Below are 13131 nucleotides of genomic sequence, written 5' to 3'. Positions count from 1 at the left end.
GAGTGGGAGTTTGTTAAATTTCGATCAACATGATTTCTAGTCCTCGGCCTGCTATATAATGATGAAGTTGTTTAGAAACGAGAAATGAAGGGGGAAAAAGAATGCATAAGCCATTTCAGTCTGTGAGATCCAAGATGGTTCTTTCCTACCTTGCTGTTGTTCTTGTCATTGCGCTTCTTTTCGGCTCCATTCTATACCTCTTCTTCTCCCATCAATACAGCAAAGAGATTCGAATCAATAATCAGCTGTCACTGAAAAGCACTGTCAATACTATTGAGAGCTCCGTTATCCAGAAGGTGAATCAGGTCTATCTGTCCCTGGCACTCGGTAACGCCGCTAGTATCGATTTAGATAGCTTAAAAGGAAACCATAGCAAAATCCTGGACATCGAACAGTCCCTCAAAAATATGGTGCAAAATTACTCCGATCTCATTGAAGCTATTCATGTGTACGATACGAAGAACCACTTCATCGTCTCATCTGTATATGGGCTATTGCTCTATGAGGACACGCCTTCGAGTGTGGATCATACGACGGATTGGATTACTGCGATGAAAGAGACTCCAGAAAGCTCCTTATGGATGAAGACTCGCATGGTGCCTCAGGATGCTTATATCGAATCACGGGAACAAGGCAAGATGAGTCCTCTAATTTCCTATGTCCATAGTTACCCGTTTCAATCGTCTGGACAAGACAGTAAGGCCATGATTGCGATTGATATCAAAGAATCAGCGATCAGTCAGATCATTAAAAATATGCTCCCTGCTGACTATGCGAATACATTAATCATCGATCAGGATGGAACTGTCATATCTGCCGCGGACAAAACGTTGATAGGCAGCTCCACGGAGGAGAATCTGACGCAGTCGCTGCTAACCTTTCATTCTTCAGATGCGAGCTTCACACCTGTATTTAACTATGACTCTCATGTCGTTACCCAAGATCAATTTAAAGGAAATGCATGGAGAATCTACACAACCACACCTAATGAAAGCTTTTATTCTAAATTGGATAGCTTGAAGGAGATTTCGGTTTTTCTCGGTTTATTGGCTGTTGCGGTTGGGATAGCGATGTCGTCCATCTTTACCAGGGCCAACTATAGTCCTCTTAAACGAATCCTGAATAACATCAAGAGCCGGATGGATAGCCCAACCAGCTTAAAGCAGGACGAATATCGGTTCATCGATACAACGTTTAACAGTCTGTCCAATAAAGTTGATAGTCTTGAAGAAACCTTACAGGCCAATCACAGAATGATTAAGCATAGTATCATGCTCAATATGTTAAATAATCGATTTACACCCGAGGAACTTACGGAACAGCTCCAATCTGTTCACATTTCAATGGACTACTCTCGCTTCCGTTGCATCGTCATTGACCCTGTCAATGAGAAGTGGAAGGATCTGCAGCCACGACAGTTGCAGCATACGTTGTATACGATGATCCAGCAACTGGAGATTGCAGAAATGGATGGAACTCAACTGCTGGCAGAAGAATTGCAGGATCACAAAATAGCCGTAATCATCTGTACCAACCAACCCGAAAAACCGCTCTCTGATCACATTGTAGACTTTATTCACGCTGAGGCGAGCAGCAAATTTGGTCTGGAATTTGTACTATCGTTAGGCGGATGGGTAGAACACTTCACGAAGATTCACACAAGCTATCATCAGGCGAATACTCTGATTCGATACAGCTACTTTTTTCCCGAGCAGTCTGCCATTCAGGATCTTGATCTTCTGAACAGGGAAGCCAGCAGTTTGGAGATCCCGGAGTCATACCTCGTAAACTTTGAAAAGAAATTGCAGACTCGGGATGTGCAAGGTACGGTTCAGGCCATTCAGGAATTGGTCGCGTCAATAAAGGAAGGCCCCTATTCCGCCGAATACAGTCGGATCATCTTATTAAAAACGGTATCTATTTACGCTGAGTGTATTAATCAGATGCGCCTGCAACCTGCCGAGGCGAGTTCATTGAATATGTACAAACAATTTTCATTGTTCTACAATATCAACCGCTATTCGGAATGGATGATTCATCTCGTGACCGAATTTGTGATGCAGATGGAGAAGCGAAGTGAGGTACGAAGTGTGGATACCATCTCGGCTGTCAAAGCCTATATTCACGAGCACTTATCGGGCGATCTCACGCTGGATCATGTCTCAGAGCAAGTATTCATCAGCCCTAAATATCTGAGTAAACTTTTCAAGGAAGAAACCGGGATTGTTTATTCCGAATATGTTACGAATCAGAGAATGGAACGCGCACGGGAACTCATGACACAACGCGAAATTACGGTTGAGCAGGTCGCAAGTACGGTCGGTTACCGTACCCCTGCCTATTTCATTAAAAAATTCAAAGAAATTCACGGCTGTACACCAAAAAACTTCATGCGCAATCTAATGGAGCAGGGATCTATATAGGGTCAATTTAACATTTACACAAAAACGGAGAGGACAGAAAGAACCTGAAGAAGCGAAGCGTTCGCCTAAAAGCTTTCTGAAAGAAAGCTACTTCGGAAGCATACGCTATTCCCGGATTTCTTCCTTTAGAGAAGGAATCAAAAGAAATCTGGGAATAACAGCGATCGGAAGGTTGTTCTGTCATCGGAGTGTCCGTGTAAATATTCTTTGATTAAACCTATATAGAATTTGAAATCAGGAAAGGAACTGCTATGAACATCAACCTTTCAAGAAAGCTATATCTATTGATTGCTACATCTATTCTTATAGGATTGATGAGCGGTTGTACCTTTCTAAACCGGGAAGGATCACAAGTGCAACAGCAGGGCCATTTGGCAAGCGCTGAGAAGGAGACAGCACCGCAGTATACGATATCCTGGACCATGCATCAAAATATCCCTGTTCCTGAAGACGCCGAGATGATTACATATATTGAGGATCGGTTTGATGTCGATCTGGAGGTGTGGAACCTTGAGAACAAGCGGTATGAGGAACTGCTGGATCTGGAGCTTGCTCAAGGGAAAATACCGGATCTTTTCCGGATCAGACAACCACATGATCTGCTTAAGTATCAAATGCAAGGGGTCTTAGCGGAAATTCCCCCGGAAGTTCTTGAACAATATGCGCCAAATATCGTACAGCGAATTCGCGATTATGATTCACGTTACCTAGAGTATGGAAAAATAAACGGTGGCTTATATGGAATTCCGGCCATTAATCAGACCAACATCTATCGAACCCCTGTTGTATACCGAGAGGACTGGCTTAAGCAGCTTGGTCTGGAGGTGCCAAAGACATTAGATGAATTTGAAACGGTTATGTATGCTTTTGCCAAAGATGATCCGGACGGAAATGGTAAACAGGATACGTATGGCCTATCCAGAGAGGGCTTAAATGTCGTGTTTGGTGCCTTTGGACAGGCCGTTTTCACCGAGCAACTGTATTTTAATGAAAAAAACAACCAACTCGTGATCGGTGCTTTGGAGCCTGAGATGAAAAAAGCCCTGACTTATATGCAAAAGTGGTATCGGGACGGAATTATCGACCCTGAGTTCATAACCGGTGAAAATAAAGGCGGCTATAAACATCTATCCCATGCTTTTATTAATGGAAAAATTGGGATGACCTCGATGGGCAACTATTATCATTGGAATCAAGAGGGAGACTACCGTGTCCTTAATGAAAATGGCCAAGAAACTCCAGTGGGAGCCTCGTTCAATGTTAAGGAGCTGTTACAGAAGAACGCAACTGCAGAGGTTGTATTTGGTTCTCCTGTTATTGGTCCTGATGGACATAGCGGTTCAAAAGGGAACAATCTGCTGATGAATTTTATTGCTATAGGAGCTGAGGCTGCGAAGGAGCCGGGAAAACTGGAGAAAATTTTGGAGATACTCGATTATGTAAGTGCCAACCCCGATCCGGAGGAGCAGATCAAAATGGAGTATGGCCTTCCAGGAAAACACTGGAATTGGAGCGCTGAAGATTCAAACTCGTTCCATTTACTTTACCCATACAACAGAATGGAGAATTATATTAATATGATCGGCTCAAGTATCGGCATGACGGTTCCAGGTACACCCTCGGATAAACGTGAACAGTGGGCTGCATCTGCAGGGTTGACGGAGAATGGTATCTATAATCGCCTGGAGGTTGCAACCCCTGCCCTGATTCAATATTCATCTGATTTGATTCGCATGAGAGACAGAGCGTACATCTCCATCATCACTGGTGATCAGCCTGTGGGGTATTTCGATACCTTTGTGGAAGAATTCATGGATGCAGGTGGGCAACAGGTATTGCTTGAAGCGAATCATTGGTATACGGAGCATATGGAGACAAGTCGTGCACAAGTAGGTAGGAAGATCTGGAACATGCATTTCCCATGAGTTTCTGGAAAGTATACATTTGTGTTCCTATGCACCAATCCTAGATTCCTGACGCCACGTCACTCTCTATCCCTTCGCACTCGCATTTGATCCGCGTAGTGAACGGGCTGAACTGCTTCGTGCCGTGCTTCCGGATTTGGAGGCGCTGCCTGAGGGCGTGTTTTCAAAACGCTTACGTTCGGTCCGCTCCATCTGCACAATCTGACCTTCGTGCACCACGATATGCAATGAACCAAACTCCATGTCATTCAGCTGTCCGGCAATTCGGTCCAACCATACCTCATCCACTTTTAACGGCTTAGCCATAGAGCCGCCTCCTCTTCTCGGGCTATTGCCCGCCATATTCCTAAGTACGCTGTCATCCAACGGATTTATAAATCATTCTTATCCAACCTATATACTTGGTTTATACATTAGCAGGGCTTCCAGTAGCTGTCAATCTGTATTTTCTTCTTCTCATCATCACTTTTCTGAAACGGCTTTGTGTCCAAGCCAGCTCTTGAGTAGCAACGTGGCAAGAGCCAGAATCAGGAGCAGGGAAGCTACGGCAAATGAAGCCGAGAATTGATATTCGTTATACAAAATCTCGACATGAAGTGGTAACGTATTGGTCTCCCCGCGGATATGCCCGGACACCACAGATACGGCTCCGAACTCGCCCATAGCGCGGGCATTACACAGAATAATACCGTACAGCAGTCCCCATTTGATGTTGGGCAAGGTTACACTCCAGAAGATTCGCCACCCGGAAGCACCCAGCGTAACCGCCGCTTCCTCTTCCCGGGTTCCCTGGTCCTCCATTAATGGAATCAACTCCCTGGCTACAAAGGGGAAGGTAATAAACAACGTTGCAATGACAATGCCTGGCAGCGCAAAAATGATTTTGATATCATGTTCGGACAGCCACGGCCCAAACCACCCATTTGAACCAAAGACCAATACAAAGATCAACCCGCCCACCACAGGCGAGATGGAAAAGGGAAGATCAATCAGGGTGATCATGAGTCCCTTGCCCTTGAATTGGAACTTGGTAATGACCCATGCAGCAGCCACACCAAATATCGTATTCAGCGGTACGGTAATCGCCGCAACTAATAACGTGAGTTTCAATGCAGACATGGCATCCTGCTCGGTAAGAGCCGCGATGTACACACCCCAGCCCTGCTTCAACGCCTCCATGAGCACAATGGCCAGTGGCAAAATAAGCAGCCATATGAGTACCAGGCTTGCCAGTCCAATCAACAACCATTTGACCCAGGGAGCTTCCGTTGTTGCACGGTTAGTTCCACGGCTGGTCTTAACGGGTGGAACAGGGCTCAGTGGAACAGAACCCGCCATATGCTGCACCTCCTTTGGTTTGGGTGAGTGACGTCTTTTAATATCCTTACTCCACCATGCTTCATTGTCATGCTCTGCCCGCCTTTCTGCTCCAACGCTGCAAGGAATTAATAATCAGCAGCAGGATGAAAGAAACTAGAAGTAGCAGCAAAGCTACAGCTGTAGCGCCTGCATAATCGAACTGCTCCAGCTTGGCCATGATCAGCAAGGGGGCAATCTCCGTTTTCATCGGCATATTGCCTGAGATAAATACAACCGAGCCATATTCGCCAATGCCCCGGGCAAAAGCCAGAGCAAAACCCGTCAGCAGCGGTGGGATCAGATCTGGCAGCAGAATCGTACGGAATATCCGCCATCTTCCTGCCCCCAGTGTGGCAGCCGCCTCTTCCACCTCAGACTCCAGCTCCTCCAACACCGGTTGCACCGTGCGAACTACAAACGGAATTCCGATAAACATCAGCGCCAGCGTAATCCCTGCCTGTGAATAGGCGAGCTTGATGCCCAAAGGCTCTACAAACTGCCCAATCCAGCCATTGCCGGCATAGATCGCCGTAAGAGCAACCCCTGCTACCGCTGTCGGCAAGGCAAAAGGCAGATCAATGACCGCATCAAACAACCTTTTGCCCGGGAATTCATACCGAACAAGCACCCATGCCAGAAGTAGTCCCAGCACGAGATCAATCAGCGCCGCTGCACCTGCGGTCAAGAAACTGACCTGGAAGGAAGCCAGTACCCTGGGATTGGTCGCAACCTCAATCATGGTTGCCCACGTCAGTCCTGTTGAGTTAAATAACAGCGCAGCCAGTGGAATAAGTACAACCAGGCTCAGGTAGAACACACTGTAACCCATCGTTAATCCAAATCCCGGCAATGTGCGTCTCCGCGCCACAACCACCTTGCTCATGCACGTTCATCCTCTCTGCCTTCAGCCGGTAAGGCTGGTTGGCCGCTCACAGCGCGATTGATCGGGTGTTCATTGAACAGAGCAACCTTAGCTGCCTGGAACATAGATCTGGTCGAAGATACCACCGTCATTAAAATGTTTGGCCTGAGTATCCCGCCATGTGCCAAATACATCTTTCAACGTGAACAGCTCAAGTGCCGGGAACTGATCTTTGAATTTTTCCTCCACGCTGTCCAGCGTTGGGCGGTAATAATTTTCAGCAGCAATCGTCTGTCCTTCTTCACTGTACAAATATTTCAGATAGGCATCCGCCACGTCGCGGCTTCCTTTTTTGTCTGCATTTTTGTCCACAATCGCAACGGGCGGCTCTGCCAAGATACTAACCGAAGGCACGACAATGTCGAATTTGTCCGGACCCAGCTCTTTTACCGATAAAAAAGCTTCATTCTCCCAGGCAAGCAGCACATCACCAATGCCACGTTCAACAAACGTCGTTGTAGATCCGCGAGCACCCGAATCCAGCACAGGCGCATGTTTGAACAATTCACCAACGAATTCCTTCGCCTTCTCTTCATCATTGTTATTATGCTTAAGGGCATATCCCCATGCCGCCAGATAGTTCCAGCGCGCCCCGCCGGACGTTTTGGGATTCGGGGTGATGACTTGGGTATCCCCTTTGATCAGATCATCCCAGTCCTTGATGCCCTTTGGATTACCCTTACGTACAAGGAAGACAATCGTAGAGGTATACGGAGAGCTGTTATGCTCGTATTTATCCTGCCAGCCTTCATTAATCAGACCTTTATCTTCAATCGCATCAATATCGTATCCCAATGCCAGCGTCACCACGTCTGCATCCAGTCCGTCAATAACAGAACGACTCTGTTTGCCCGATCCCCCATGGGACTGCTTGATGGTCACTTCCTGGCCTTTCTCTTTCAACCAATGCGCCGCAAACGCTTTGTTATATTGCTCATAGAGTTCCCGCGTTGGATCGTAGGAAACATTCAGCAGCTCGATGGCCTTGGCCTTTTCTGTGTCGCCTTCCGATCCCCCCGATGTTCCTGCTGCACTGGACCCGCCGCTATCCGATCCGCATGCTGCCAGTACCCCTGTTAACACCAGTGCCAGACCAACCAAAATACCCTTATGAATTCTCTTTTTCATAAATAACACTCCCCCCGATATAGATCTGCATGACTACCTCAGGCCGGCTGAACAGGATCAAACGCCCCGTAAAAAACAAGAAGACGGAGGAACCCCCGCGCACTTCTCCCCATAAAGTCATGCCGGCTTAAAGGCCGTGCATGCTCCATCTGGAAAGGATGCGCTGCGGTGTTCCTCCGTCTATACGGTGAGAACGTTATTCTGTTCAGGTTGCATGGTTGCATCTGTCTGTAAAATGACTGTTTTCACAATGAAAACAAATTCATTTTTTTATTATTCCTACCTGTTTAGTAAGTTATATACGTATAATAAAGGCAGTCTATATACCTGTCAAACGTTTTTTCCGATTTTTACCGGATTTCTGGCCTATTGGTAAAAAAAGAGGAACAACGAACCAGCGTCCGTTGCTCCCTTCAGCGAATCCCATACTTCGCTGGCTATTGAAAACATGAACGGAATTGGACAGCCACACCTTGTCCACTCCTCATCTGCCTGCATACCGGATATTGGGTACCGGTGGTGTGCTCATGCCTTCTCCCAGATAAAAACCGGTGTGTGGCGGTTGATTGTAGGCTACATTTTGCCAAGCGACGCCAAGACGGTACACTGGATCATGCATCAGCGTATAGATGCGTTTGTCCGTAACTGCTGTTGTGGTATAGATCCGCAGTGCTGAACTGTCATTCGTCCGCCATACCACTTCCTCTCTCCAGTCCCCGAACAGATCGGCCTGCAGATTCGGCGTAGACTTGGTTCCGTTGTTGGAAGATACGCCGGAAGCGGTGAGCAGGTTCATCGTTGTGCTGTTAGCATAGTTCCACTTATCGATTCGGTTGCTGTCCAGCAGTTCACGGAGCAGATCCCCATCCCACCAGATGCCAAAATTCGTGGAGGAAGGCAGGGTTGTCCCGAGTTTCTGCCCTTTGGCTGTGTACAGACTGCCGTCTGCCCATACTTCGGCACCTTTATATCTTGGATCGATATCTGCCGCCATGCCACGTCCAATATCCTTTGTTGTTTTGACCCCCCAGATTAACTGGCCTGTACCTGCATCCCGGAACTCCACTCCGGCATTGGATGGCGTCTCATGAACCTGAAATACCTCAAGTCCAGGGCGGTCCGGGTCGAGGTCACTCAAATGCATGGCATCGCCATGATGAAGCCCTGTTGTGTACAATCCTTTGCCGTTATCATCCACCGCCATGGCACCATAAACGATCTCGTCTTTCCCATCTCCGTCTACGTCCGCCACACTCAGATTATGATTGCCCTGCCCGGCATAACCCGAGTTACCGGAGGTATTGGAATCAAATGTCCATTGTTTGGTCAGCTGTCCATTCCGCCAGTTATAAGCCACGAGCACTGTGCGGGTGTAGTACCCACGCGCCATGACCAGACTTGGGCGCTCTCCATCCAGATAAGCAATGGCGGCAAGGAATCGGTCCACCCGATTGCCGTAGTTATCTCCCCAACTGGATACATTGCCACGCGCCGGTTCGTAGTTCACCGTGGAGAGCGCTTTGCCAGTCTGTCCATTGAAAACCGTCAGGAATTCGGGACCAGACAACACATAACCGCTAGAATTACGGTAATCCTTGCTTGCATCCCCGATGACCACGCCAGTGCCATCCTTGGTGCCATCGGCTGTTTTCATCGCAACTTCGGCTTTGCCATCACCGTCGAGATCGTACACCATGAACTGGGTGTAGTGAGCACCCGCTCGGATATTTTTGCCCAGACTAATCCGCCAGAGGCGTGTTCCGTTTAATTTGTAGGCATCGATAAACACTTCCCCGGTATAACCACTCTGGGAGTTATCCTTGGAGTTGGAAGGGTCCCACTTCACGATCAATTCATACTCACCATCACCATCCAGGTCACCTGCACTGGCATCGTTGGCACTGTAGGTGTAGGCTACTCCATCGGGCGTTGTCCCACCTGCAGGTACACTGAGCGGTACAGATAGATAGTTATTGCCCCATACGCTTGCAGCCGCTGAAGCAGCTTGCTCCGTTCCACTGACGACAGCGCGAACCGTATATTTGGAACTGCTCGTCCCGCTTGCATCCTGAAGGTTGGTGCTGTTTGTTATGGGCGATGCGTTCACCTTGGTTCCATCCCGATATACGTTAAACGATACATTCGATCCTTCCGTTCCCAGAAGCCGCCAACTGATAAACACACCTGTCCCGGTCTTCACAGCCACCACACCGCGATCCAGATATTCCATCTGCCTTGGACCCGCTGCATGTGTTACCGACGTGTTGCCAAGGCCAAGCGAAGTAATCAGTAACGCGGAACTCAACAACGATACTCCTACTGTACGTAATGTGCGCTTCCACAATGATGATCGATTCCCCATAAACAATTGCCTCCCCAATTGGTTTGGTAAGCCCGATGCCCTTGTAGCGCCATCTTTTATGTAAGCGCTTTAATATATTCATTTTAAATTAAACATATAATTCCATCTATAGGTCTAATTTAGTAATTGGATGGTGGTAAAGGAAAAAAGCCAAAGGATTTTTCCTTCGACTGCGTTAAGTATATTACAGTTTAATCATAATGCTAAATAGATTCAGAACTGAAGTACTTCTATTAAGCATTAATTCGCTGCATTTCATTAATTAGTAATTTAAGCTTTTCCTTGTCTTCAAAATTTTCACTACTAAAGCTTTTTTCAAGAAAAGCCATTACATATTTAATGAAATTGAGATCATTATTTTTTTGGATAGAGAAGTTCAATCCTTCTAAAATTCGACTTATTGCAACATCGCGATTGTGGTTTAAATAGTATATCGCCAATTCCCCTAGAAGTTTTGCATAATTTTGATCCATCATTGAAGAATTGTATTGTCCAAATTCTGTCTTGTATGTACGTAAAGGAATGTAATCCGAGAAACGCTCTAAAATATCATCAATATTCCAGTTAAACTTATTCGCTGCCTGGATGATGTAACGTAATGCCAAAAATATCTCATCCGGGTATTGTGTGATGTAATTTGCATATTTTTTAACAACATTTATATCCCCAGATAACATCTGATAGAGATACTTATTAGCCGTTGCCCATTCTTCGAATTGCTTCAGCACACGTCGAGACTCCTCATCGTCCTCCCGCACCCAGCTCTGTCCACTTGCATAAAGCCCCACAAGTTCTAATGCTTTGTCATAGTCTCCCTGCTCCTCAAATACCGTCGACTGAATCAACCAAGCATATAGTATATAAAAGTAAAGTGGCCGTACTGTTAGTTTCCACTCCTGATTTTGTCGTTCCGAAATGTTAATTGTATTATATTGAATTTTGGCTAACTGTAACATCTTGTCAGCGAAATTTTTAACTTCGCTCCATTTATTTACCGAGCCAAAAGCATGGATTAGATCTTTGAAGGCTTCAAGTTGGTACCCCTCATCCAACCGGTCAACATAGGGCTCGAACAAGATAGCCAACCTTAGATTTTCCTCCAGGTTCTCTCCTTGTCCAATTAGAAACAATCGATACTGACACATCGCAAGCCGTTCGGAATGCTGATATTTCTCAACTTCACTCACACTCTTATATAACAATGCCGCCGCAGACCGCTGATTTTGTTCAAATAATTGTTCAGCCATCTCAAATAGTTCTGTCGCATAATCCAGGTCGTCCAGTAGCCGATAAAGAATCTGTTCAATGCAGTCCAGCCGATTCAACTCCGCACTTCGGAGAATAAACGGTCTGATCCGCCGCATGGATACGGAATAAGCAAAACATTCTTCCACATAGTCGGCAAAAAAATGATCCGCTGCCACGCCCATTCCTGATGATATCGCAATCAACTGACTCACGGATATGGGACGATTCCCATTTAGAATACGACTAACTGTGCCTGTATTAATGCCAGATACTTCCGAGAATCGGGAGAGCGTCATACTGTTCTTATCGATAAACTGGGTTAATTGCTCCCGAATTGAATTTGCAGGTTCCAAGGAAAGCACCACCCTTCGTGTAACATCCAGATTTCAGGTTTTTTTCACCCTATATTATGATCATAATGAACGTTCGAACGAGGGTCAATAAAAAATGTTATAATATCCACCATTTTCAAGTTACTCGCTTAAAAAGCCTAAAAAAGCTGTAAAACCATGTGTTTCTCCATGATTTCACAGCTTATAGACAACTTTTATACCACAGGAGCAATACATACCGGACGAGACAGTTCTAGCTTGAACCCGTTATGCGTCAGACGTCCGTCTTCTTCACTGATCTGGAAACCTACGAGGTTATTGCTGTCCTGATTCGCCACAACCAGAATCCCACCTGGCAAAATATTAAAGTTGCGCGGTGTCTGCCCAATCGTGGACGTCCACTCTACGGCTTCCAACTTACCGCTCTCCTGATCAATATGATAGAGCACGATGCTGTCATCTCCCCGATTGGATGCATACAGGAAACGTCCACATGGAGATACACGGATGTCTGCAGCCGTACCCTCTCCTTTATGCCCTTCTGGAAGTGTGGAAATGTGCTGTACCGTAGTGAACTCCCCTCTGCGCTCATCGTACAGGAATGCCGTAACCGTGTTGTCCAATTCGTTGATCACATAAGCCCACTTCGAGTTGGGATGGAACACAAGATGCCTTGGCCCTGCGCCTGGTGGCTGATCCATCTCACGATGGGTAACCAGACGTCCCTCTTCCAAGCGATACACAATGATCTGATCCAGACCGAGGTCACATACGATAGCATACTGCCCGGACGGATCGGGTTGAATGGAGTGTGCATGCGGCCCTTCCTGGCGTTCTTCATTGATTCCACTTCCCGTGTGCTCCACCCATGCACTCATCTCACCAAGCGTCCCCTGATCGCCAACCGGGAATACATTGACACTGCCGCTGCTATAGTTGGATGAGAACACCCACTGACCATCCTTGGAGACAGACACATAACATGGAGAAGCCCCTCTGGTCTGTTTTCGATCCATCAGGTGCAGCTCGCTCGTTGCCGCATCTCTCCGATAGACCAACACCTCTCCCTCGTCCGTCTCACTCGCCACATACAGACAGTTTCCATCCGGGCTTAGCGCCAGATAAGACGGATTATCCACACCATCCATGTGATTGACGATTCGCATCTCTCCTGTATCCGCATTCAATGCACATAGGAATATTCCGGGTTCATCCGCTGACGCATACGTACCTGTATAGAAAAGCGTTTCCTGTTTTTTGACTGGTTCCATATCTAAATCTCTCCCTTATCTTGTATATTCACTGTTCTGATTCTTCCCACTGGTATGTACTTACCCAATTCACGGGCAACTGCTTCACTTCCTGTAACGTGGCTTTCTAAATCGAGAACACCTCCGGTGAGCGCTCTCATATCTGTCATTGACTCCCTTAT

General features: G+C 46.7%; 9 protein-coding genes. 2 read left to right on the top strand and 7 right to left on the bottom strand.

The genetic code is table 11. The features are described 5' to 3' along the window. The first annotated feature begins 101 nt into the window (after positions 1 to 101). Both NSQ20_RS02650 and NSQ20_RS02645 read left to right on the top strand, forming a co-directional pair. Positions 102 to 2423, top strand: coding sequence for a helix-turn-helix domain-containing protein (locus NSQ20_RS02650; RefSeq protein WP_340031757.1), 2322 nt, complete (start codon positions 102 to 104; stop codon positions 2421 to 2423). 251 nt (positions 2424 to 2674) lie between these two features. After that, positions 2675 to 4348, top strand: coding sequence for an extracellular solute-binding protein (locus NSQ20_RS02645; RefSeq protein ID WP_340031756.1), 1674 nt, complete (start codon positions 2675 to 2677; stop codon positions 4346 to 4348). Between the two features lie 66 nt (positions 4349 to 4414). Here NSQ20_RS02645 and NSQ20_RS02640 read toward each other — a convergent pair whose 3' ends face one another. From NSQ20_RS02640 to NSQ20_RS02610, 7 genes are all read right to left on the bottom strand, one after another. After that, a complete protein-coding gene (locus tag NSQ20_RS02640; RefSeq protein WP_036607453.1) occupies positions 4415 to 4654 on the bottom strand; it encodes a YezD family protein in 240 nt (79 codons plus the stop codon). Between the two features lie 156 nt (positions 4655 to 4810). Further along, positions 4811 to 5686, bottom strand: coding sequence for a sulfate ABC transporter permease subunit CysW (cysW, locus tag NSQ20_RS02635; RefSeq protein WP_036672171.1), 876 nt, complete (start codon positions 5684 to 5686; stop codon positions 4811 to 4813). Between the two features lie 67 nt (positions 5687 to 5753). Beyond that, complete coding sequence (cysT, locus tag NSQ20_RS02630; protein WP_036672173.1) at positions 5754 to 6590, bottom strand: sulfate ABC transporter permease subunit CysT; 837 nt, start codon at positions 6588 to 6590, stop codon at positions 5754 to 5756. A gap of 87 nt (positions 6591 to 6677) precedes the next feature. Next, positions 6678 to 7757, bottom strand: coding sequence for a sulfate ABC transporter substrate-binding protein (locus NSQ20_RS02625; RefSeq protein WP_036672174.1), 1080 nt, complete (start codon positions 7755 to 7757; stop codon positions 6678 to 6680). Positions 7758 to 8241: 484 nt separating this feature from the next. Further along, the gene (locus tag NSQ20_RS02620; protein ID WP_218640812.1) at positions 8242 to 9987 is read right to left on the bottom strand and encodes a rhamnogalacturonan lyase; all 1746 of its coding nucleotides are present in this window, start codon (positions 9985 to 9987) and stop codon (positions 8242 to 8244) included. Positions 9988 to 10352: 365 nt separating this feature from the next. Continuing rightward, a complete protein-coding gene (locus tag NSQ20_RS02615) occupies positions 10353 to 11720 on the bottom strand; it encodes a helix-turn-helix transcriptional regulator (RefSeq protein WP_083677579.1) in 1368 nt (455 codons plus the stop codon). A gap of 194 nt (positions 11721 to 11914) precedes the next feature. Next, entirely contained in the window at positions 11915 to 12970 is a 1056-nt protein-coding gene (locus NSQ20_RS02610; RefSeq protein ID WP_076329676.1) for a lactonase family protein, read from the bottom strand. Positions 12971 to 13131 lie beyond the last annotated feature (161 nt).

Source organism: Paenibacillus sp. FSL K6-1122 (assembly GCF_037977015.1).
Taxonomy (GTDB): Bacteria; Bacillota; Bacilli; order Paenibacillales; family Paenibacillaceae; genus Paenibacillus; species Paenibacillus amylolyticus.
Note: the sequence above shows the minus strand (reverse complement) of the source record. Positions and strands in the feature narration are given on the sequence as shown.